The sequence below is a fragment of the Arthrobacter sp. P1_C12_2 genome, assembly GCF_056406415.1.
On record NZ_JBFUAF010000012.1, the window covers coordinates 122941 to 143875 of the forward strand.

22 protein-coding genes and 1 riboswitch are annotated in these 20935 nt (G+C 67.2%); of the genes, 17 read left to right on the forward strand and 5 right to left on the reverse strand.

Annotation, left to right across the window (positions count from 1 at the left end; genetic code table 11):
• Positions 1-99: 99 nt before the first annotated feature.
• Positions 100-1350 carry an MFS transporter gene (locus AC1DZQ_RS14175; protein WP_476964130.1) on the reverse strand — a complete coding sequence of 417 codons (1251 nt, stop codon included), beginning with the start codon at positions 1348-1350 and terminating at the stop codon, positions 100-102.
• Between the two features lie 249 nt (positions 1351-1599).
• On the opposite strand from AC1DZQ_RS14175, the gene AC1DZQ_RS14180 reads away from it, so the two are divergent.
• Both AC1DZQ_RS14180 and AC1DZQ_RS14185 read left to right on the forward strand, forming a co-directional pair.
• The gene (locus AC1DZQ_RS14180; RefSeq protein ID WP_476964131.1) at positions 1600-2973 is read left to right on the forward strand and encodes an ammonium transporter; all 1374 of its coding nucleotides are present in this window, start codon (positions 1600-1602) and stop codon (positions 2971-2973) included.
• Positions 2970-3308 (forward strand): P-II family nitrogen regulator, encoded by a 339-nt coding sequence (locus tag AC1DZQ_RS14185; protein ID WP_028276847.1) that lies wholly within the window; start codon positions 2970-2972, stop codon positions 3306-3308. The genes AC1DZQ_RS14180 and AC1DZQ_RS14185 overlap by 4 nt, the downstream gene beginning before the upstream one ends.
• Positions 3309-3447: 139 nt before the next feature.
• Here AC1DZQ_RS14185 and AC1DZQ_RS14190 read toward each other — a convergent pair whose 3' ends face one another.
• A complete protein-coding gene (locus AC1DZQ_RS14190; RefSeq protein WP_476964132.1) occupies positions 3448-4848 on the reverse strand; it encodes a glucose-6-phosphate dehydrogenase in 1401 nt (466 codons plus the stop codon).
• Positions 4849-5000: 152 nt separating this feature from the next.
• Between AC1DZQ_RS14190 and ffh the strand changes: the two genes are divergently transcribed.
• Positions 5001-6581 (forward strand): signal recognition particle protein, encoded by a 1581-nt coding sequence (gene ffh, locus AC1DZQ_RS14195; RefSeq protein WP_476964133.1) that lies wholly within the window; start codon positions 5001-5003, stop codon positions 6579-6581.
• A 71-nt stretch (positions 6582-6652) separates the two neighbouring features.
• Complete coding sequence (locus AC1DZQ_RS14200; RefSeq protein WP_476964134.1) at positions 6653-7387, forward strand: alpha/beta hydrolase; 735 nt, start codon at positions 6653-6655, stop codon at positions 7385-7387.
• Here the strand turns inward: AC1DZQ_RS14200 and thiC are convergent.
• Positions 7384-9219 carry a phosphomethylpyrimidine synthase ThiC gene (gene thiC, locus AC1DZQ_RS14205; RefSeq protein WP_476964135.1) on the reverse strand — a complete coding sequence of 612 codons (1836 nt, stop codon included), beginning with the start codon at positions 9217-9219 and terminating at the stop codon, positions 7384-7386. The genes AC1DZQ_RS14200 and thiC overlap by 4 nt on opposite strands.
• Positions 9215-9322: riboswitch (TPP riboswitch) on the reverse strand. It overlaps the preceding gene by 5 nt.
• Before the next feature lie 76 nt (positions 9323-9398).
• Here thiC and AC1DZQ_RS14210 point away from each other — a divergent pair.
• The 13 genes from AC1DZQ_RS14210 to AC1DZQ_RS14270 all read left to right on the forward strand — a co-directional run bounded on the left by AC1DZQ_RS14210 (position 9399) and on the right by AC1DZQ_RS14270 (position 18886).
• A complete protein-coding gene (locus tag AC1DZQ_RS14210; RefSeq protein ID WP_476964136.1) occupies positions 9399-9899 on the forward strand; it encodes a GNAT family N-acetyltransferase in 501 nt (166 codons plus the stop codon).
• Between the two features lie 3 nt (positions 9900-9902).
• Positions 9903-11003: an amidohydrolase family protein gene (locus tag AC1DZQ_RS14215; RefSeq protein WP_476964137.1), complete on the forward strand. Its 1101-nt coding sequence runs from the start codon at positions 9903-9905 to the stop codon at positions 11001-11003.
• An 81-nt stretch (positions 11004-11084) separates the two neighbouring features.
• The gene (locus AC1DZQ_RS14220) at positions 11085-11960 is read left to right on the forward strand and encodes a VOC family protein (protein WP_476964138.1); all 876 of its coding nucleotides are present in this window, start codon (positions 11085-11087) and stop codon (positions 11958-11960) included.
• Positions 11961-12428: 468 nt separating this feature from the next.
• Positions 12429-12866 (forward strand): hypothetical protein, encoded by a 438-nt coding sequence (locus AC1DZQ_RS14225; RefSeq protein ID WP_476964139.1) that lies wholly within the window; start codon positions 12429-12431, stop codon positions 12864-12866.
• A 228-nt stretch (positions 12867-13094) separates the two neighbouring features.
• On the forward strand, positions 13095-13520 hold the full coding sequence (gene rpsP, locus AC1DZQ_RS14230) for a 30S ribosomal protein S16 (protein ID WP_026266438.1): 426 nt from the start codon (positions 13095-13097) through the stop codon (positions 13518-13520).
• Position 13521: 1 nt separating this feature from the next.
• Entirely contained in the window at positions 13522-13764 is a 243-nt protein-coding gene (locus AC1DZQ_RS14235; protein WP_018773450.1) for an RNA-binding protein, read from the forward strand.
• Between the two features lie 122 nt (positions 13765-13886).
• Positions 13887-14459 (forward strand): ribosome maturation factor RimM, encoded by a 573-nt coding sequence (gene rimM, locus AC1DZQ_RS14240; protein WP_476964140.1) that lies wholly within the window; start codon positions 13887-13889, stop codon positions 14457-14459.
• Complete coding sequence (gene trmD, locus AC1DZQ_RS14245) at positions 14460-15290, forward strand: tRNA (guanosine(37)-N1)-methyltransferase TrmD (RefSeq protein ID WP_476964141.1); 831 nt, start codon at positions 14460-14462, stop codon at positions 15288-15290.
• A 235-nt stretch (positions 15291-15525) separates the two neighbouring features.
• Positions 15526-15885 carry a 50S ribosomal protein L19 gene (gene rplS / locus AC1DZQ_RS14250; protein WP_018773447.1) on the forward strand — a complete coding sequence of 120 codons (360 nt, stop codon included), beginning with the start codon at positions 15526-15528 and terminating at the stop codon, positions 15883-15885.
• Positions 15886-16003: 118 nt separating this feature from the next.
• Positions 16004-16684, forward strand: coding sequence for a signal peptidase I (gene lepB / locus AC1DZQ_RS14255; protein WP_476964142.1), 681 nt, complete (start codon positions 16004-16006; stop codon positions 16682-16684).
• A gap of 282 nt (positions 16685-16966) precedes the next feature.
• Complete coding sequence (gene lepB / locus AC1DZQ_RS14260) at positions 16967-17764, forward strand: signal peptidase I (RefSeq protein WP_476964158.1); 798 nt, start codon at positions 16967-16969, stop codon at positions 17762-17764.
• Positions 17765-17774: 10 nt separating this feature from the next.
• On the forward strand, positions 17775-18440 hold the full coding sequence (locus AC1DZQ_RS14265) for a ribonuclease HII (protein ID WP_476964143.1): 666 nt from the start codon (positions 17775-17777) through the stop codon (positions 18438-18440).
• Positions 18441-18559: 119 nt separating this feature from the next.
• Positions 18560-18886 carry a DUF2469 domain-containing protein gene (locus AC1DZQ_RS14270; protein ID WP_018773443.1) on the forward strand — a complete coding sequence of 109 codons (327 nt, stop codon included), beginning with the start codon at positions 18560-18562 and terminating at the stop codon, positions 18884-18886.
• 10 nt (positions 18887-18896) lie between these two features.
• Here the strand turns inward: AC1DZQ_RS14270 and AC1DZQ_RS14275 are convergent, their stop codons facing one another.
• Positions 18897-19997 carry a transglycosylase domain-containing protein gene (locus AC1DZQ_RS14275; RefSeq protein ID WP_476964144.1) on the reverse strand — a complete coding sequence of 367 codons (1101 nt, stop codon included), beginning with the start codon at positions 19995-19997 and terminating at the stop codon, positions 18897-18899.
• A 234-nt stretch (positions 19998-20231) separates the two neighbouring features.
• Positions 20232-20654 carry an HAD domain-containing protein gene (locus AC1DZQ_RS14280; RefSeq protein ID WP_476964145.1) on the reverse strand — a complete coding sequence of 141 codons (423 nt, stop codon included), beginning with the start codon at positions 20652-20654 and terminating at the stop codon, positions 20232-20234.
• Positions 20655-20935 lie beyond the last annotated feature (281 nt).

A 20935-nucleotide genomic window follows, 5' to 3' on the forward strand; every position in this document is an offset into this window, starting at 1 on the left:
GCGGCGGCCGGCGCCGACCGGAAGGTCCTGAACGGGGTCCCGGACAGGGCTCCGGACAGGACTGCCCGCACGGCGGACCGGTGGCGGCAACGCCGCAGGTCAGGCGCGGTCCGCCGCCGGCCGGCGGAACGTTTCGCGGGCCGGCAACCACACGGCGGCGGCGGCCAATAGTATGCCGCCAGTGACCCCGAAAGCCCAGCCGTAGCCCAGGCGGTCCGCCAGCAGCCCGGCCACCACCGGTCCGACAATCGCGCCGCTGTCCGAGGCCATCTGGAAGACGGCCAGGACGCGGCCGCCCGAGCGCTCATTGCCGATCACGTCGGCGATGGCGGCCTGCTGGGCCGGTCCCAGCAGCCCGGAGCCGATCCCGGCGCAAGCGGAGGCGAGCAGGAACCAGGGCAGCTGGTGCGTGAACCCGATGGCCGCCGTGGCGGTGCCGGTGACCACCAGCCCGGCCAGCAGGAGCGGCTTGCGGCCCAGGCTGTCCGCGAGCCGGCCGGAAAACGTCAGTGCCACCGCGTTACCGCCCGCAAACACCGCCAGGGCCCAGCCGGCCGATTCGGGACCGGCTCCCAGCGCCACGACGGCGAACAGCGGCACCGTGGCCATCCGCACCCCGAAGGTGGCCCAGCCGTTGGCAAAGCTCGAAAACAGGCCGGCGCGGTAGGCGCTGTCCCGCAGCGCGTCCTTCAGTTCCATCGCCGGGGCAGTGGCGCCGGGTCGCCGCGAGACGGCGGGGACATGGCTGAGCTGGGTCTGCACCACGAGGGCGGCCAGCACCAGGGCCCCCGCGTAGGCCAGGAACGGCACCCTCAGGCCGAAGCCGGCGAGCAGCCCGCCGACGATCGGGCCGCAGACGTTGCCGATCAGGAAGGCGGAGGCATAGGCCCCGGAGACCCGGCCGCGGCTTTCCGGCGGCGCGAGCCGGACCACGAGCGCCATGGACGCCACAGTGAACATCACCGAACCCGCCCCACCCAGGCCGCGGAAGACCAGCAACTGCCAGTAGTCCTGGGCAAAGGCGCAGGCCGCCGTCGACGCCGCCACGATCAGCAGCCCGGCCACATAGACCGGCCTTTCGCCCAGCTTCACGATCAGGGCGCCGGCGGCCGGGGCGAAGACAAGCCGCATGAACGCGAAGATGCTCACGATCACGGCCGCCGCCGTGGCGCCGACGTCGAACGTGGTGGCGAACTGCGGCAGAACAGGTGCCACGAGGCCAAAACCGATCGCAATCAGGAAGGCCGCAACCAGCATCACCTTGATGTCCCGGGGCAGCCGGGAACGCCCCGGGGCCGGGGAGGGCGCCTGGGCTGCGGCGTCGCCGACGGGGCGGGAGGTGTTGCTCATAGTGCGTTCGTCCTTGGGATGATGCGGGCCTGCTGGCGGCGGGTCCAACAAGTGCGGAAATAATCCGCTGAAACATAACCGTAACAAGTGTGAGATGCACCATTTACGTCCGGGAGGTTCTTGTAACAACCCGGCAATGTAAATCCTCCGCCAGCGAAACACAGCCCCGCGAAACTCGATGTAGAACGCAAATAAATGCGTTGGGACCGGCGGACTACTCCGCACCTATTGCAAGAGAGGACGTAGACCATGGAACTCACCGCAGGTCTCGTTTGGCTCCTGGTCGCCGCGGCACTCGTGCTGTTCATGACCCCGGGCCTGGCATTCTTCTACGGCGGCATGACTCGCGCCAAGTCGGCTTTGAACATGATGATGATGAGCTTCGTCGCCATTGGAACCGTGAGCATCATGTGGATCCTGTGGGGCGCCTCGATGGCTACCAGCAACGAAGACAATTTCTACCAGATCTTCGCCAACCCGTTCAGCCACTTCGGCCTGCACAACTTCACCGAACCGGCTGACCTGCTCAAGGTCGGCTACGCGGCCACCTTCGCGATCATCACGGTGGCCCTGATTTCCGGCGCGGTCGCCGACCGCGCCAAGTTCTCCGCCTGGGTGGTCTTCACCCCCATCTGGGCCACCCTTGTCTACGCGCCGATGGCCTTCATGGTCTGGGGCGGCGGACTCTTCTCCGCCAATGGCTGGTTTGGCCAGACGTTCGCGCCGGTCATCGACTTCGCCGGCGGCACCGTGGTCCACATCAACGCCGGCGTCGCGGGCCTGATCCTGGTCCTGATCATCGGTAACCGCAAGGGATTCGGCAAGGACCCGAACCACCGCCCGCACAACGTTCCGTTCGTCATGCTCGGCGCCGCAATCCTGTGGTTCGGCTGGTTCGGCTTCAACGCCGGTGCCGCTGCCACTGTGGAGCAGGCCGGCCTGATCTGGATCAACACCCTGGCCGCCCCGGCCGCCGCCATGCTCGGCTGGCTCGCCGTGGAACGCTTCCGCGACGGTCACCCGACCTCCCTTGGTGCCGCTTCCGGCGTCGTGGCTGGCCTGGTCGCCATCACTCCGGCCTGCGCCAACGTCTCCCCGCTGGGTGCGATCGCCCTCGGCGTCGCTGCCGGTGTGGCCTCCGCGCTCGCCGTCGGCCTGAAGTTCAAGTTCGGCTACGACGACTCGCTCGACGTCGTCGGCGTCCACCTCGTCTCCGGCGTGATCGGCACCGTGGCCATCGGCTTCCTGGCCACCCCGACGCAGGGCGCGGCGGGCCTGTTCTACGGCGGCGGCACCACGCAGCTGGTCGCCCAGAGCCTCGCGGCACTGATGGCCATCGTCTTCACCGCCGTGATGACGTTCATCATCGCCTTCCCGATCCACAAGTTCATGGGCTTCCGGGTCTCCCAGGAACAGGAAGTTGTCGGTGTGGACCTGAGCCTGCACGCAGAGACCGCCTACGAGTTTGGCGTCGGCGGGCACGGCGGCAGCTTCCAGCCGCTGCACGAACTGATCACCGGCAAGCCGATGGGCGGCGAGGACGAAGACTCAGTCTCCGCTGAGGTGGGCGCCGCGTCCAACGGCAAGCAGAACGCATCGGGCAAGGAAAGTGTGGGGGCATGAAACTGATCACAGCAATCGTCCGACCGGAAAAGCTTGAGGCTATTCGCGAAGGCCTGGAAGCCTACGGTGTGCAGGGCCTGACGGTCAGCGCAGCCAGCGGCTACGGCCGGCAGCGCGGCTACACCGAGGTGTACCGCGGGGCCGAGTACAACGTGGACCTCCTGCCAAAGATCCGGGTGGAAGTCCTGGCCACCGACGAACAGGCGGACGACATCCTCGATGTCATCATCGCCAGTTCCAACACCGGCCGGGCCGGCGACGGCAAAGTCTGGACGATGGATGTGTTCGAGGCTGTCAGGGTCCGCACCGGAGAGCGCGGTTCGGCAGCGATCTAACTGCCCTCGCTACACGCCGGTACGGCGAACAGACACAGCGGTACTGACACAGCGGTACTGACGCAGCGGTACTGACACAGCGGGCCGGATGCCCCAAAGGCATCCGGCCCGCCTTGTCGTCCCAGCTACTGCGCCGGTGCTACTCCTGTGCTGCGCCCGGCCAGCCCTCCGGCCCCGGGGTCCCGGCAGGATATTCCTCCAATGGGACATGTCCGGCGGTCCAGGACTTCAGCACGGGCGCCAGGATCCGCCAGCAGTCCTCGGCAGTGTCCGCCCGCACGGAGAGCAGGGGATCGCCGGCCAGCACGCCCTCGAGCACTTCACCGTACGGGAGGAGCTCGGAGGCGCTCAGTTCGGCCTGCAGCGTGGCCCGGTCCAGGCTCAGGACATCGCCCGGGCCGTTCACGTCGACGTCGAACTGCAGCGTGTCCGGGCCAAACCCGATCCGCAGCTGGTTGGGCGCGTCCACGCCGGTGAACCCCTTCGGCAGATGCGGCACCGGCCGGAAGGTCACCACGGCCTCCTTGCGTTTTGTGCCCACCGCCTTGCCCGAGCGCAGGATGAACGGAACGCCCTGCCAGCGCCAGTTGTCGATTTCCACCTGCACCTCGGCGAGGGTCTCAGTGCCCCTGGACGCGTCCACACCGTCCTCCCGGGCATAGTCCGGAATTTTCCGGCCGTTGATCGAACCCGCGGTGTACCGGGCCCGGCGGGTGTTTTGGCGGTACGGGGCGTTGACGCTGCTGGCCCGCAGAACGGTGGCCACAGCATCGCGGAGGTCGCGTTCGTCCACGGACGCCGGCGGCTCGATTGCCATTAGGGCCATGATCTGAAGCAGGTGGCTCTGGATCATGTCGCGGAGTGCGCCGGCGCCGTCGTAGTACCGGGCGCGGCCTTCGAGGGCGAGGTCCTCGTCGAAAATGATCTCGACCTTTTCGATGTGCTGCCGGTTCCACACCGGCTCCAAGAACGTGTTCGCGAAGCGCAGGCCAAGGATATTAAGGACGGTTGCCTTGCCGAGGAAGTGGTCCACCCGGTGGATGTGGTCCTCCGGGACCAGCCCGGCCAGTGTCTTGTTCAGGTGCCGTGCGGACGCCTCGTCCGAGCCGAACGGCTTCTCCATGACCAGCCGGGTGCCGGCGGGCAAGTCCTCCGGCGCCAGGGCTTCGCACGCGAGCTGGCTGACGCGCGGCGGCAGGGCGAAGTAGACGGCCACGGGGCCCTCCAGCTGCGCCAGCAGCCCGGCGAGCTGGTCTCCGGCCGTGACGTCGAGCTGGTGGTAGGTGCTCTCCTGACGGATCCGCTTGAGCTCCCGCTTGCCGTGGGCATCGGCCTTGGAGTTCTCGTCCGCGAACGACTCCTCGATCCGGCCCAGCCACTGCTCCGGCGTCCAGGGGTCCGATCCCGCTCCGGCCAGGGTGAGTCCTTCGGCGCGGCCCCGGGCCACCAGGCGGGCAAGCCCTGGTAACAGGAGCCGGCCCGTAAGATCGCCGGAGGCGCCCAGGATGAGCAGGGTTTTAATAGTTGTTTGGCTGGTCACCTACGCCAGCATGCCATCTTGAAGGCTCATCTTGGTACCCTAGATAGTCGAGTCCTGTTGTCGAGGCGGTTCGTTCAGGCGAACACCAGTCGCGACGCTGGCGTGCCGCACCGGCCGCCACCTGTAGATCCACTGAAAGAAGTGCACGGCGCGTGTTCAATTCACTCTCTGACCGGTTGACAGCAACCTTCAAGAATCTGCGTGGCAAAGGCCGCCTGACCGAGGCGGACGTTGACGCCACAGTCCGCGAGATCCGGCGAGCCCTTCTGGACGCCGATGTCGCCGTGCCCGTGGTCCGGGAGTTCACCGGCCGCGTGCGCGAGCGTGCCCTCGGTGTCGAGGTCTCCGGGGCGCTGAACCCGAGCCAGCAGATCGTGAAGATCGTTAACGAGGAGCTCGTCGAGATCCTCGGCGGCGAGACCCGCCGGATCCGCCTGGCCAAGACCGGCCCCACCATCATCATGCTGGCCGGCCTCCAGGGCGCCGGCAAGACCACCCTGGCCGGCAAGCTCGCCAAGTGGCTCAAGTCCCAGGGCCACAGCCCCATGCTGGTGGCCTGTGACCTCCAGCGGCCCAATGCCGTCACCCAGCTGCAGGTGGTCGGCCAGCGCGCCGGCGTACCCGTGTTCGCCCCGCACCCGGGCGCCACGTCCACCGAGTTGGACCACCCTGCCGGCGACCCTGTCGCCGTCGCCCGTGACGGCGTCGAGGAAGCCAAGCGCACCTTGCACGACGTCGTGATCGTGGACACCGCCGGCCGTCTCGGCGTCGACGCCGAGATGATGGAGCAGGCGCGCCAGATCCGCCGCGCGATCGTCCCGAACGAAGTCCTGTTCGTGATCGACTCCATGATCGGCCAGGACGCCGTCAACACGGCCCTGGCCTTCGACGAGGGCGTCAACTTCACCGGCATCGTGCTCTCCAAGCTCGACGGCGACGCCCGCGGCGGTGCCGCGCTCTCTGTCGCGTCGGTGACAGGCAAACCCGTCATGTTCGCCTCCACGGGCGAAGGCGTGGACGACTTCGAGCTCTTCCACCCGGACCGCATGGCCTCGCGCATCCTCGACATGGGTGACGTCCTCACCCTGATCGAGCAGGCCGAGAAGTCCTGGGACAAGGATGAAGCCGCCCGGATGGCGAAGAAGTTCGCCGACCAGGAGGACTTCACCCTCGATGACTTCCTCGCCCAGATGCAGCAGATCCGCAACATGGGCTCCATGAAGAAAATGCTCATGATGATGCCGGGTGCGCAGAACATCCGCCAGCAGCTGGAGCAGTTCGACGAGCGCGAGATCGACCGCGTCGAGGCCATTGTCCGCTCGATGACCCCGCATGAGCGCGTGGCTCCGAAGATCATCAACGGCTCCCGCCGGGCCCGCATTGCCCGCGGTTCCGGTGTACACGTATCCGAGGTCAACGGACTGCTGGAACGCTTTGCCCAGGCCCAGAAGATGATGAAGAAAATGGCCGCCGGCGGCGGGATGCCTGGCATGCCGGGGATGCCCGGCGGGGGCGGTGCTCGAAAGGGAGCCAAGCCGGCGCCCAAGAAGAAGGCCCGCTCCGGCAACCCGGCCAAGGCGGCGCAGGAACTGCGCGACGCCGAGGCGCGGCGTGCCGCCGGCCCCAAGGCCCTGCCCACCGGTGCGTCGTTCGGCCAGCAGGGCGGCGACTTCGATCCGTCCCAGCTGAACCTGCCCAAGGGCTTCGACAAGTTCCTCGGCGGCAGCAAGTAGCCGCAAGGGCTGACTGCCGCCGGCACTGTGTCGCCGGCGGCATCAGCACTTCGGTGCCATAGGGTAAGACAATGTTCAAGCAGCGCGTAGTCTTCGTCCACGGGGATGGCAGCTTCGGTGCCGCCGCGTGGCCAAAACAGCACGGGATGGCGCTGGACTACGACGCCCTGTTCCTGCGGCGGCACGGGTTCGACGCCGTCGCGGAACCGCTCGAATCGGACTTCGCCGCCGACGCCGCAATCGTGCTCGCGTCGCTGGCGGACGACGGCCGCGGCGAGGCCGGCGGCCACGTGGTGGCCCATTCGCAGGGCGCGATCGCCGCGATGATGGCCGCCGTCGAGCGGCCCGACCTCGTCCAGTCGCTGACCCTGGTGGAACCGGCCTGCCTGTCCCTGACCGCGGAGCTCCCGGCCACCGCCGCGCACCGGGCCCTCATGCAGCCGCTCTTCGATGTCCGGTACAACCTCAGCGACGACGACTTCCAGCGGGAGTTCATCCGCCGCGCGTTCGCGGCCGAAGCCCCTGGGGCCACGACGCCGGAGGCCCTCCGGGCAGCGCGCCGGCTCCGCCTGCAGGCGCCGCCGTGGGAAGCCCCGCTGCAGATCGTGCCGGGCGTGCCGACACTGGTCCTGACCGGCGGCTGGGAACCGCTGTATGAGGAAATCGCCGGCTACCTGCGCGAGACCGGCGCCCTGCACCGCACGGCCCCGGGAGGGCACCGGCCCCAGGATTCAGCCGAAGGGGCCCGGGCCATCCGCTCGTACATCGCCGAGGTCAGCCGCCGCCAGCACGCCCGGGCGTCCTAGGAGGCTGCGGGTCCTCCCACCGAGGGCTCCGGCAAGTAGACCTTGCCCCCCGAGGCGAGGAACTCGTTGCTCTTCGCCTGCATTCCGGCCGCCCTCTGCGCCAGGGCCGCCTGCGCTTCCGCCGAACCGTATTCGTCCCTGATGTCCTGGCTGATCCGCATGGAGCAGAACTTGGGACCGCACATCGAGCAGAAGTGGGCCGTCTTGGCCGGCTCCGCGGGTAGCGTCTCATCGTGGAAGGCCTCGGCCGTCACCGGGTCCAGGGACAGCGCGAACTGGTCCCGCCAGCGGAACTCAAACCGCGCCTTGGACAGGGCATCGTCGCGTTCGTGGGCGCCGGGGTGGCCCTTGGCGAGGTCGGCGGCATGGGCCGCGATCTTGTAGGTGATCACGCCCGTCTTCACGTCGTCCTTGTTCGGCAGCCCGAGGTGTTCCTTGGGCGTGACGTAGCAGAGCATGGCGGTGCCGTAGCGGGCAATCTCCGTGGCGCCGATTGCCGAGGTGATGTGGTCGTAGCCCGGTGCGATGTCGGTGACCAGCGGCCCGAGCGTATAGAACGGGGCTCCCTTGCAGAGTTCCTGCTGGCGCTCCACGTTTTCCCGGACGAGGTGGAAGGGCACGTGCCCGGGACCCTCCACCATGACCTGCACATCGAACTCCCAGGCCCGCCGCGTGAGCTCGGCCAGGGTGTCCAGCTCGGCGAACTGCGCCGCGTCGTTGGCATCCGCCGTCGCTCCCGGCCGCAGCCCGTCACCCAGGGAGAACGCGACGTCGTACTTCGCGAAAATCTCGCACAGCTCGTCGAAGTGCGTGTAGAGGAAGTTCTCCTGGTGGTGCGCCAGGCACCAGCCGGCCATGATGGAACCGCCGCGGGACACGATGCCGGTGACCCGGTTGGCCGTCAGGGGCACATAGCGCAGCAGCACGCCGGCGTGGATGGTCATGTAGTCCACGCCCTGCTCGCACTGTTCGATCACGGTGTCCCGGAAGATCTCCCAGGTCAGGGCGTTGGCCTCGCCGTTGACCTTTTCCAACGCCTGGTAGATCGGGACCGTGCCGATGGGGACGGGGGAGTTGCGGATGATCCACTCGCGCGTGGTGTGGATGTCGTCCCCGGTGGAGAGGTCCATGACGGTGTCCGCGCCCCATTGCGTGGCCCACTGGAGTTTGTCGACCTCCTCGGCGATGGAACTGGTCACGGCGGAGTTGCCGATATTGGCGTTGATTTTCACCAGGAACGCCTTGCCGATGATCATCGGCTCGGATTCAGGGTGGTTGACGTTGTTGGGAATGATCGCCCGGCCCGCGGCCACCTCGCGGCGCACCAGCTCCACATCGCAGTTCTCGCGCAGCGCGACGAACCGCATTTCCTGGGTGATGACCCCGTCCCGGGCGTAGCGCATCTGCGTGACGGTCCTGCCCTCAACCGCGCGGCGCGGCACCGGGCGACCGCCCCGCCACTCGGCCGACGCCGCACCCCGGCGCACCGCCGACTTGCCGTCGTCGAGCAGTTCACGTTGCCGGCCGGCGTAGGTTTCGGTGTCCGCCCGGGCCTCAATCCAGGGCGCGCGGAACGGTTCCAGCCCGCGGACCGGATCGCTGCCCGGGCCGGCCGTGCGGTAGACGCGGAAGGGAGGGTTCGGGACGCCGCCCGGTGAGGGTTCCAAGGCAATCTCGGTCACCGGGACGCGGATGCCGTGGTCCGGGTCCGTGGTGAAGGCCAGCGAGTGGGACTTCAGCGACTGCGTGGTGGCTGCTGGCTGATTGTCGGCTGACTCAATGTGGGCAGACTGAATTTGGACAGGGCTGTGCTGTGTCACTTGGGTGTTCACGGAAAAGCTCACTTCCTTCGCCGGCATTACCCGGACAGGTTCAACGGTCGCAGGCTGCGTCAGCCCGATCTCAGCCCCTGCAGGGGCACCCGTGTGGTCGTAGACGAAGCTACCACGCACCTCCGGCCGGCTGTCGAGTGTGACGCGGCGCGGTCGGGCCGCGGTGTTAGCGTGGCATTGTGACTCTGCCCAGGGCCGTGCCCCGCATCCGGATGGCGACGCCGGAAGACCTCCCGGCGCTGCCGGTTCTCGAGGCCTCAGCAGACCGCATCCTCGAAGCCGAGCTGGGGAACCAGGCGCTCCCGGCCCCGGGGGTGACGACGCCGGTTGAGCCGCTCTTCATACTTGTCTCCGGAACCCCGCCCGTAGGGTTTGCCCGCGTTGACGAGGTCGGCGGCCAGGCCCATCTGGAACAACTCTCCGTGCAGGCGGACTCCGCTGGGCGGGGGATAGGACGGTCCTTGGTAGAGGCGGCCCTCGATGCGGCCCGGGGTCGTGGCTATTTATCGATGACGCTGTGCACGTTCGCGGACGTTCCGTTCAATGCGCCGTTTTATGCGAGCTGCGGTTTCGAGGAATTCGCCCAGCATGGGCAGGCGTTGGGCGCCCTACGGATCCACGAAGCGCAGCTGGGGCTGGATGATCTGGGCCGGCGGATCGTCATGCGGATTAGGCTTTAGGTCATGACCGGCATCATCGAGTTCAGCGGCCCCATCCTCACCGCGGCGGACCAGGTCCGCCACGGGCTGTGGTCGGTGGAGGGCCGGCTGACCTTCCACCGTCCGGCGGCCGCGCCGGGGCTCGTGCTTGACGGCTGGGTCATTCCCGGCCTCGTGGACGCACACTGCCACGTCGGCCTCGGCCCGGGCGGGGACGTTACCGAGGACACCGCGGAATCCCAAGCTCTGGCGGACCGCGACGCCGGGACGCTGCTGGTCCGCGACGCCGGCGCCGTCCACGACACCCGCTGGCTCCAGCAGCGCGCTGACCTTCCCCGGATCATCCGCTCCGGCCGGCACCTCGCCAGGACCCGGCGCTACCTGCCGGGCCTGGCCGTCGAGGTCGAACCCGAGGATCTCGTCGAGGCGGTGCGCAAGCAGGCCCGCGCAGGCGACGGCTGGGTCAAGCTCGTGGGGGACTGGATTGACCGCGACGCCGGCGATCTCGCCGCCAGCTTTCCCGCCCGGACGGTCAAGGACGCCGTCCAGGCCGCCCACGAAGAAGGGGCCCGCGTCACCGCGCACTGCTTCGCCGAAGACACCCTCGATGACATGCTCGACGCCGGGATCGACTGCATCGAGCACGCCACCGGGCTGCTGCCGCGGCACCTGCCGCGCTTGGTCGGGCAGGGCGTCCCGATTGTGCCCACCCTGATCAACATCGCCACGTTCCCGGACATCGCGGCCCGGGCGGAGACCAAGTTCCCCCGCTACGCCGCCCACATGCGCTCGCTGTGGGCGCGGCGGGCGGAGCGGGTGCTCGAAGCCCACGAGGCCGGGGTGGCGATCTATGCCGGAACCGACGCCGGAAGCGTGATCAGCCATGGCCGGATCGTGGACGAGATCCAGGCCCTGCACGCCGCCGGCCTTCCCGGCGCCGCCGCCCTCGACGCCGCGAGCTGGTCCGCGCGGACGTGGCTCGGCGCGGAGTCCATCTGTGATGGGGCAAGTGCGGATGTCCTTGTCACCGCCGAGGACCCGCGGAGCAAACCTGCCACGCTCCGCCGGATCCAGCACATTGTGCTGCGCGGGCTGCCGGTGAACCGGGCGCAGACCGGTCATTAGGAATAAATTGAAGCTTCAAGTAATTTACTTCTATGCAGAGTCACCGAAATCCGGTGGCCAAAGAATCCACGGAGCGTTTCGATGACCGCAGAAGCCAGCACCCAGGACCTCCTTCCTGCCGACCTCGCCATGGGCACGGTGATGCTCAAGGTCGGCGACATGAAGCTCATGACCGATTACTACCAGCGCGCCCTCGGGCTGGAGACTGTGGCCGAACAGGACGGCGGGCTCTACCTTGGGCGCCGGCAGAAGCCGCTGGTACACCTGGCGCCCGCCCCTGGTTTGAACCTTCCTTCCCGCGGCGAGGCCGGGCTCTTCCATACCGCCCTCCTCTTCGAGGACCAGCACTCCCTGGCGGCCACCATTGCCAGCGCGGCCCAGTACGAGCCCCAGTCCTTCTCCGGCAGTGCGGACCACCTCGTCAGTGAGGCCTTCTACTTCAACGACCCCGAAGGCAACGGCATTGAGCTGTACTGGGACCGGCCGCGGGAAGCCTGGTCCTGGGAGGGCAAGAACGTCGTCATGGACAGCCTCGCCCTGCCGCCGCAGCGCTACCTGCAGCAACACCTGACCGAGGAGTCCGTGACCGGCCAGCGCCAGGCCGCCGCCGGCGTCGGGCACGTCCACCTGCAGGTCGGCGACGTCCAGTCGGCGCATGAGTTCTATGTCGGCACGCTCGGCTTCGAGAAGACCGCGGGATGGCACGGCCAGGCGCTGTTCGTCTCGGCCGGCGGCTACCACCACCACATGGCCATGAACGTGTGGAACAGCCGCGGCGCGGGCCCCCGGCGCGACACGCTGGGCCTGGGCGAGGTCCTCATCGAAGTGCCGTCCGGTGACGACGTCGCGGCCCTGGCCGACCGGCTCAAGGTCGCCGGCGTCGAATCGCACCACACCGGCGCCGAACTGCGCTTCGAGGACCCGTGGCGCAACCGGATCCGCGTCGCCGTTCGCTGAAGCCACAGTGCGCTAGGCACGCTGTTCCGCTGAGCATGTCCAGCGTTCAAAGCTCCCCGCTGGACATGCCCATCGTTCGCCGGCAGCGCTTCGGAACATGTCCACCGCGGGCAGCCGGGAATGGACGTGGCGGCCATATATCCATTGCTCAGCGTCGGGCGAGTGCATGCTCAGGGGCGGGGTCGGGTGGGCAGGGTTCCCCGGGCTTGCGGAGGGCATGTCCGTTGTTCGTTGACTGGACCGCTGGGCATGTCCACCGGTCGCAGCCGGGAATGGACATGGCGGCCATATGTCCATTGCTCGGCGTCGGGCGAGTGCATGTCCAGGGGCGAGGCCGGGTCAGGCAGGGTTTCCCCCGGGCTTGCGGAGGACATGTCCAGCGGCCGGGGCGAAGCTGCGCCAGGCACGCTAGGCTGAGGCGACGCCGAAAAGCGGTCCGCGGACCGCCGAACCCTAAGGACCAGCTGCATGGGATTCACCGAACTCTTTGTGTCCACCCACGAAGAAGCCCTCAAGCGCGCCGGCGCACTCGACGGCGGCGGCCCGGCCGCCCCGGGGGCCGTCCGCATCCCGGAGATCAGCGACTTCGAGGTGGAGCGGCTGGGAGACCTCGCCGGCGTCGCCGTGCACGCCCCGGGCGCGGACTATGAACTGGCCATGGTTGATGTGGCGAGCGACTCGCTGCTCGGCGTCCCCGCCGCGATGGTCCGCACACTGGCGGAACTCCTCAGCTATGAAACCGAAGGGGAGGGCGACGTCCTGGAGGACGTCGCAGCCAACTGGGCCGCCGAGGAGGACATGCCCTTCGGTGCGGACGAGGCGCGGGGCTACGTCCGCCGGATCGCCGAGCTCGCCGCCGGAGTCGATCCCGCCACCAGGTCCGGCCTCTACGTCTGGACGTCCTGACCGGCCCTGAACGCCGCGGATCGCCGCGTTCAGGCCGCACGCTGGTGCGCCGGGCCCGTGTCAAGTCGAAATCCTGCCGGTGATCTGGCACAATGAACAGGTACTCGATCTGCGTGGCCCCTCTCTCCGCGTCTGGATCTTGTCCTTTAGAACCCCCAAGTACGGCCCGCCCCACGGGTGCAGAACGCCGGGCTCGACCCCGTTTCAGAAACAGGAGTGACCACAAAAGTGGCCGTAAAGATTCGCCTTAAGCGCTTCGGTAAGATGCGCGCACCGTACTACCGCATCGTCGTCATGGACTCACGCTCCAAGCGTGATGGCCGTGCTATCGAAGAGATCGGCAAGTACCACCCGACCGAAGAGCCCTCGTACATCGAGGTCGACACGGACCGCGCCCAGTACTGGCTCGGCGTCGGCGCACAGCCGTCCGAGCAGGTCGCCGCGATCCTGAAGATCACCGGTGACTGGCAGAAGTTCAAGGGTCTCCCGGGCCAGGAGGGAACCTTGAAGACCAAGGCTCCCAAGGCTGCCTTCGTTACCCCGGAAAAGGGTTCCGTGATCATCCCGGAAGCCATCACCAAGAAGGCCAAGAAGGACGAAGCTGCCGAGGCTCCCGCCGACGCCGCCGAAGCAGAGACCACCGAGGCTGAGTAAATTGCTGGCAGAAGCGCTCGAACACCTGGTCCGCGGGATTGTTGACAGCCCCGAGGACGTCAAGGTCAGTGCGAAGAACAACCGCCGCGGGGAAACCCTCGAGGTGCGCGTTCATCAGGACGACCTTGGACGGGTGATCGGCCGGCAGGGCCGGACCGCACGCGCATTGCGCACTGTGGTTGCGGCGCTGGCGGACGGCGAGCCGGTCAGGGTCGACGTCGTCGACACCGACCGCCGCCGGTAACGCGTTCAGCACTACTTGTCTTGAGTCCGGCCCCTTCACCAGAAAATGGTGGAGGGGCCGGACTGTTTTCCCGTAATTCCGCACCAGACGTACAGATTCACCAACCCCGAACAGAGGAACAGATGCAGCTCCAGGTGGCACGAATCGGCAAGCCCCACGGCATCCGCGGCGAAGTGACCGTCCAGGTGCTCACCGACGCGCCCGGCGACCGTTTTGTCCCCGGCACGCAGTTCATCGTGGAACCCACCTCGGCCGGGCCGCTGACGGTAATCAGCGCCCGCTGGAACAAGGACATCCTGTTGCTGGCCTTCGATGAGATCGAGACCCGCAACGAGGCCGAGACCCTGCGGGGCGCCAAGCTGTTCATCGAAACCGAAGGAATCGGCGCCGAGGACGACGACGAGGGCTGGTACGAGCACGAGCTCGTGGGCCTCGAGGTCCGGGTGGGCGGCAACGTGGTCGGCAAGGTCTCGGCACTGCACACGCTGCCGGTCCAGGACCTGCTGGTGGTCACCACGGACGAGGGCAAGGAAGTCCTGATCCCGTTCGTCGAGCAGATTGTGCCCGAGGTCAACGTGGGTGAAAAGTACGTCCTCGTCACCCCGCCGCCCGGACTGTTCGAGGTCAACACCGACGAGGCCGCCGAAGAACAGAACCCTGAAGCGCAGAACCCTGAAGAGCAGGGCAACGCGTAGATGAGAATCGACGTCGTCAGCATCTTCCCGGAGTACCTGGCCCCGCTGGAGCTGTCGCTGATCGGCAAAGCCCGCCAGGACGGCCTGCTGGACCTCAAGGTCCATGACCTGCGGGACTTCACCACCGACCGGCACCGGACGGTCGACGACACCCCCTACGGCGGCGGCGCCGGCATGGTCATGAAGCCCGAACCCTGGGCGCAGGCCCTCACCGCCGTGGCCGCCGGACGGTCCGGCGACGCCGACGACGCCGTCGCACCTGGCGTCTCCGGATCTGCCGGCAAACCCGTACTGATCGTCCCGTCGCCGGCTGGGGAGCGCTTCACCCAGGCCACCGCGCATGAACTGGCGGAGGAAGACCAGCTGGTGTTCGCCTGCGGACGCTACGAGGGCATCGACGAGCGGGTCCTGGAATGGGCCGCGGAGCACTTCACGGTGCGCCCGATGAGCCTGGGGGACTACGTCCTCAACGGCGGCGAAGTCGCCGTGCTGGCCATGGTCGAGGCCATTGGGCGGCTGCTGCCCGGCGTCGTCGGCAACCCCGAGTCCCTCGTGGAGGAGTCCCACTCGGACGGGCTGCTCGAGTACCCGGTCTACACCAAGCCTTCCAGCTGGCGGGACCGGGACGTCCCGGCGGTGCTACTGAGCGGCAACCACGGCAAGATTGCCCAGTGGCGCCGGCACGAGCAGTACCGGCGCACCGCCGAACGCCGCCCGGACCTCCTTGTGGAGTTCGACGCCGGCAAGCTTCCGCGCGCGGACCGTACGGCGTTCGCTGACCTGGGCTACGACGTCGTCGACGGCCGGCTGCTGCGCCGTCCCGACGCCTAACCACCGGGATTGGGCTAACCCGGACAAAATGTGGCAAAATTAGTCCTTGTGCCTGCTGGGTTGCGAACCTGCCACAGGGGGAGCGCTACCAACAGCCCGGCACCCCGGCCCCGTCTACTCCTGACAGGGCCGGATTGACAAACTTTCGGCGGGAATTTCCGGGCGGCGCATGCCACCGGGCTTGGCCGCCGTAACCCAACGTGAGTGACCTGTGGCGTTCACCAGGAGTGGATCAATGCATATCCTCGATTCCGTAGATGCAGCCTCGCTGCGCACCGATGTTCCCGAGTTCCGCGCGGGTGACACCATCAAGGTTCACGTGAACATCATCGAAGGCAAGAACTCCCGCGTCCAGGTCTTCCAGGGCTTCGTCCTTGGCCGCCAGGGCGATGGCGTCCGCGAAACCTTCACCGTCCGCAAGGTCTCCTTCGGTGTCGGCGTAGAGCGTACCTTCCCGGTGCATTCCCCGATCATCGACAAGGTCGAGCTCGTCTCCAAGGGTGACGTGCGCCGCGCCAAGCTTTACTACATGCGTAACCTGCGTGGTAAGGCCGCGAAGATCAAGGAAAAGCGCGACTTCCAGACCGCCAAGTAAGTCTTCCCAGACTTCCACCGCGGGTCCACGGACCGTACCCGGTGCGTCAGCTAGTGCGGCGCCGGAGCTATCCGCAACAGCGCACATTAGTTCACAACAGCGCCAAGGGATACGGAACATGGAACAGCCAAAACGCCAGCCCAGGAAACCGGGCTGGCGTTTTGCGTTGCTGGCCCTGGTGCTCGCCGTGGCCATCAGCGCCGTGGTCCGTTCCCTGTGGATGGACATTTTCTTCATCCCGTCCGCCTCCATGGAACCGCTCCTTCACACCGGGGACCGGATCCTGGTGGCGCGGACCGGCTTCCAGGCTGAGCCCCTGGACCGGGGGGACGTCGTCGTCTTTGACGGCCGCGGCTCCTTCGCCCCGCTCAACAGCGGCAACGGCCCCGTGGTGGATGCCCTCGCCGAAGCCGGACGCTGGCTCGGCCTCGCGGGCAGCGACACCACGTATGTCAAGCGCGTCATCGGGCTGCCCGGCGACCGTGTGGTCTGTTGCGACGCCGGCGGCCGGCTCACAGTCAACGGCCAGCAAGTTGCGGAACCGTATGTGTATCCGGGGGACACGCCGAGCGATGTGAAGTTCGCCGTTCAGGTGCCCGCCGGACGGCTTTGGCTCATGGGGGACCACCGCTCCATGTCGGCCGATTCCCGGAACCTCCTGGGCGCCCCCGGCGGCGGCATGGTGCCGCTGGAACGCGTCATTGGCCGGCCGGTACAGATCATCTGGCCGCTTGATAGATTTGCAGCAGTAGCGCGGCCCGAACCGGCTGCGACAACGACGACGACGAACGGACAGTAGATGCCCGAGACCGAACCGCGCACTCCTGAGCCGCAGGGCCAGGACCGACCCCGGGTTACCGCCTCGGCGATCCCCGGGGACGAGCCGGCGGAGCACCCCACCACCCGGCTGCCGCAGGCACGGGTTGCGGACGAGCACGCCCCCGGCGCGGGCGCTGGCCATGGTGCGGGTGCGGTTGCAGGAGACGGTGCCGGTACTGCGGCGGATGGACCTGCTGGTGATCCGGACGTCGCGGGTGCCGCGGCGCCGGCTGTTGCGTCGGCGTCGGTCTCGGCGGACGAAATTGCCGGAGCGCGGCGCGCTGATCGGACCGGCGCTGATCGGAGCGACAGGGAGCGGCCCGCCGGTCCCGCCCACGCCGATCCGTCCTCCCGCCGGGCCAGGAAGGCCAAGGCCCGTGAAGGGCGCAGCCCGCTCTTCCTGTGGCTGAAGGAGGTTGCCACGGTAGTCATCGTGGCGATCGTGCTGTCCTTCCTGATCAAGACCTTCCTGTTTCGGGCCTTCTACATCCCGTCCGAATCCATGGTCAACACCCTGGATGTGAACGACCGCATCTTCGTGAACCTCCTGGTGCCCGAGCCCATGGCGCTCCAGCGCGGGGACGTCGTGGTGTTCCGGGACAGCCAGAGCTGGCTCGCCCCCGCAGCCGAGAAGACGAAGGGCCCGTTCACTTGGGTGCAGGACGGGCTGACGTTCGTCGGTTTGCTGCCGGATAACTCGGAGCAGCACCTGGTCAAGCGCGTCATCGGGCTCCCGGGCGACCACGTGGTCTGCTGCGATGCCGGCGGTCAGCTCACCGTCAACGGCGCGCCGCTGAATGAGAAGTACATCAATTCCGCAGAGATCCCCCAGGTCCGCGACTTCGACGTCGTCGTGCCCGCCGGCAAGGTCTGGGTCATGGGCGACAACCGCAACCATTCCGCGGATTCCCGCGCCCATATGGAGACCAACGGCGGCTTCGTCAACGAGTCCGACATAGAAGGCAAGGCCGCCGTCATCGCATGGCCGCTGAACAGGATGTCGGCCCTGGACAACTATCCGGGCGTCTTCAGCGGCGTGCCCGCCCCGTCCGGAAAGTAAGCTGCCCGTCATGTCAGTCGCCCCCACCCTGGACTACGAACGCCGCTTCCGCGGTTCCGGCGCCCGGCTCCTCGCGGGCATCGACGAGGTCGGTCGCGGTGCTCTCGCCGGCCCCGTCAGCGTGGGGATCGCCGTCGTGGACCTGCAGCAGCAGAAGCTCCTGGCCGATGTCCGGGACAGCAAGCTGCTCAAGGTCGCGGACCGCGAGCGGCTGGTGCCGCTGGTCCGGGACTGGAGCGTCGCCTCCGCCGTCGGGCATGCGTCCGCGAACGAGATTGACGCACTCGGAATCATCGGCGCCCTCCGGCTTGCCGGGAACCGGGCCTGGTTCGCGGTGCTCGCCGCCGGCGTCACGCCCGAGGTTGTCCTGCTGGACGGCAGCCACAACTGGCTCTCGCCCGATCTGCAGCCCTCATTGTTTGACGATGCTCCCGCCGAACCCGGCTGCGACGCCCCGGTGCACACGTTGGTGAAGGCGGATATGCAGTGCCTCAGCGTCGCCGCGGCCAGCATCATCGCGAAGGTCGAGCGCGATGCGATGATGTGCGAGCTGCACACGCAATACCCGGCCTACGGCTGGGACGAGAACAAGGGCTACGGCACCGCGGCGCACAAGGAGGCGCTGCGGACCGCCGGTACCACGCCGTACCACCGGGTCAGCTGGCAGCTGCTCTAGCTGAGGGTGCGGCCCGCCGGTGGCGCCCTGTGGCGCGCGGCCGGCTCGTCCTGTGGCGCGCGACCGGCGCCGGCCCTCCGGTGGCGCGCGGCCGGCGCCGGATGGTGCAAGATGGAACCATGAGTGCCGAGGACCTTGAAAACTATGAGACCGACATGGAGCTACAGCTCTACCGCGAATACCGCGACGTCGTCGGGCTGTTCAGCTATGTGGTCGAGACCGAACGGCGTTTCTACCTTGCCAACCACGTTGACCTGCAGGCCCGCAGCGCCGACGGCGAGGTCTACTTCGACCTGACCCTGCAGGACGCCTGGGTGTGGGACGTCTACCGCTCCGCCCGGTTCGTCAAGAGCGTCCGCGTCATCACGTTCAAGGACGTCAACGTCGAGGAACTGCCACGCAGCGAGGAACTTGCTCTGCCCAAGGTCGAGGACCTGGGCAACTGAGCCTGATTTCTTAGCCCCTGGGTGGCGCAGGTTTCCCGATGCCGTCCAGCGCAATGCCCTGCTGCCGCAGCAGGTCCAGCACACCCTCCGGATAAGAAGCGCAGCCATCCGGGTTTGTGGCTCCTCGCTCGGCTGCGTGCTCGGACGCTGTGTCGCCTATGCCGATGGTTGCGACGGCCGCCTTCCATCCGCCGAGCCCCTCGATCTGCTTGGGGACCCACACGTTGGCCGCACCGTTGACGTAGTCCCACACCTTGGGGTGGACACCCGGGCCCAGATAGATGCCACCTTCCGCCGCCCGGGTGACGAGTGTGGGCAGTGGCAGAACCCCCATTAATTGCGCAGCCTGATACTCGGACATGTTCCAGGGCGGTTCGCCGAAGTAGTACCAGCTCGCTGCACAGATGCCGTACAGCTTTGGACCGAACTGCGCGTAGTTCAGATATAGCTCCATAATCCGTTGCGGAGTAAGGGTGAGGCTGAACTCGGTCGCTAGGCCTGCCTCCAGGCCCTTTCTCAGGGCATTCGGTTCAGGCCACAGGAAGATGTTCTTCACGAGCTGCTGCGGGACCGTGGAACCGCTCGGGTCATCCTTGCCCTGCAGGTAGGCGACGGCCCTGTCCCGGAAATCATCAACTGGGAACGCGCCAACACGCGTTCCCAGCTGTTGGTCTTCGTGGGCGACGGCCGCGGCAATGACGTAGCGGCTGATGTGGTTCAGGGACACGTACTGGTAGGCGATCGGGCCGCCGGTCTGCAGCATGTAGGCAGTACGCGGGGGAGTCAACCAGATGAAAGAGACGGCGGCCAGCTCTGTGATGACCATCATGGCGAGGGTGAGCTTGAGGACCCTGGCGATCAGCCGCCGCACCCGGGGCTTGTGTTTTTCCGCCGGAGCCGCAGGCTGACGTTCGGGTTCGGGTTCGGGTTCGGGTTCGGGTTCGGGTTCCCGTTGGGGCGCTGGCGCAGGTGAAGGCGCTGGCCAGCCGGTGGCAGCGTGTCCGTCCTGCCCGCCGGGCGGATCCGGTTCCGTAAGCTGCTGCGTTCCCAGCGGCTGGGTCTCTGCCCACGACCGGGCGTCCGCCAATGGCTGGGCCGCGCGATGTTCCATACGCCGATCCTTCGGAAAGAATACGGGCACCCTCGCGGAGTGGCGGGGGTTGGGAAAAGCCTAAGCGGACCATGCGGGCGCTGGCTACGTTTCGTTGCCTGACAATCGCCTCAACAGAGCCCGTCAATGCCGCCACAGCTTGTATTGCTGGCGGCGCCTTGCCCGGGATCCGCCCGGATCACGGGCCTGCGGCAGACGCTTCGGCGAGGTTTCCCAACGTTGGTAGATGTTCATTCAAGGGTCATCTCCTCTGTTTAGAAATTCAGTTACCTGCTGCGCAACCTCGTCGGTGATTCCCGTTTGCCAGCTCGTTTTGAACAAAGGCTGATCGGCATAGAAGTCAGTGTCATCGTCGACAATGGCATACCGCGTAACTTCCGGATGCTGGTCCAGCCACATCTTCACCTCCTCGCCACGAAAACCTGTGTCTGCTGTCGGAGTAACGTCAAAGGTCTTGTAAACGTGTCGGTCCACTTCTTCACGGCCGCCTTGGAAGTGCCGCCACGTGGACGTAAGAACAACGGCTGCGTCAGTGTCGAGGATGATCTTGCCGATCTTGGACGCCAGGAAAGGATCGATGCCCATGAAGCCGCGATAGCGCTGTCTCGTACCCACGCGGTTGACGACTCCATCGATATCCAGGAAAAGTACTTTCATTCCTGTTCCTCCTGCGGTTCTTCTCGTCCTGCCTTGATTATGCGATCAGCAGTGCTGAACACGCTGCGAATACCCTTTTCATCAGGCTTGTGCACTTGTAGCTACTGCTGGATTTAGTGCTGGCTCTCGTCGGCGCCGAACTGATCGGTCGCGCCTAACTCGTTCATGATGAGATACGCAGACCCTGCTGGATGCCTTGCCCGCCAGGGCCTTGATCGCTGGCGGCGCCTGCCCGGGATCCGCCCGGACCACAGGCCTCCGGCAGGCAGGGGATTCGGCGA

Excerpts from the sequence above, each read along its gene's own strand:
- AC1DZQ_RS14225 (WP_476964139.1), top strand. The coding sequence starts at position 12,429 with ATGGGATTCACCGAACTCTTTGTGTCCACCCACGAAGAAGCCCTCAAG.
- AC1DZQ_RS14265 (WP_476964143.1), top strand. The coding sequence starts at position 17,775 with ATGTCAGTCGCCCCCACCCTGGACTACGAACGCCGCTTCCGCGGTTCC.
- AC1DZQ_RS14185 (WP_028276847.1), top strand. The coding sequence starts at position 2,970 with ATGAAACTGATCACAGCAATCGTCCGACCGGAAAAGCTTGAGGCTATT.
- AC1DZQ_RS14275 (WP_476964144.1), bottom strand. The coding sequence starts at position 19,997 with ATGGAACATCGCGCGGCCCAGCCATTGGCGGACGCCCGGTCGTGGGCA.
- AC1DZQ_RS14180 (WP_476964131.1), top strand. The coding sequence starts at position 1,600 with ATGGAACTCACCGCAGGTCTCGTTTGGCTCCTGGTCGCCGCGGCACTC.
- rplS (WP_018773447.1), top strand. The coding sequence starts at position 15,526 with ATGCATATCCTCGATTCCGTAGATGCAGCCTCGCTGCGCACCGATGTT.
- AC1DZQ_RS14220 (WP_476964138.1), top strand. The coding sequence starts at position 11,085 with ATGACCGCAGAAGCCAGCACCCAGGACCTCCTTCCTGCCGACCTCGCC.
- AC1DZQ_RS14200 (WP_476964134.1), top strand. The coding sequence starts at position 6,653 with ATGTTCAAGCAGCGCGTAGTCTTCGTCCACGGGGATGGCAGCTTCGGT.
- AC1DZQ_RS14175 (WP_476964130.1), bottom strand. The coding sequence starts at position 1,350 with ATGAGCAACACCTCCCGCCCCGTCGGCGACGCCGCAGCCCAGGCGCCC.
- lepB (WP_476964142.1), top strand. The coding sequence starts at position 16,004 with ATGGAACAGCCAAAACGCCAGCCCAGGAAACCGGGCTGGCGTTTTGCG.
- trmD (WP_476964141.1), top strand. The coding sequence starts at position 14,460 with ATGAGAATCGACGTCGTCAGCATCTTCCCGGAGTACCTGGCCCCGCTG.
- AC1DZQ_RS14270 (WP_018773443.1), top strand. The coding sequence starts at position 18,560 with ATGAGTGCCGAGGACCTTGAAAACTATGAGACCGACATGGAGCTACAG.
- AC1DZQ_RS14215 (WP_476964137.1), top strand. The coding sequence starts at position 9,903 with ATGACCGGCATCATCGAGTTCAGCGGCCCCATCCTCACCGCGGCGGAC.
- AC1DZQ_RS14280 (WP_476964145.1), bottom strand. The coding sequence starts at position 20,654 with ATGAAAGTACTTTTCCTGGATATCGATGGAGTCGTCAACCGCGTGGGT.
- rimM (WP_476964140.1), top strand. The coding sequence starts at position 13,887 with ATGCAGCTCCAGGTGGCACGAATCGGCAAGCCCCACGGCATCCGCGGC.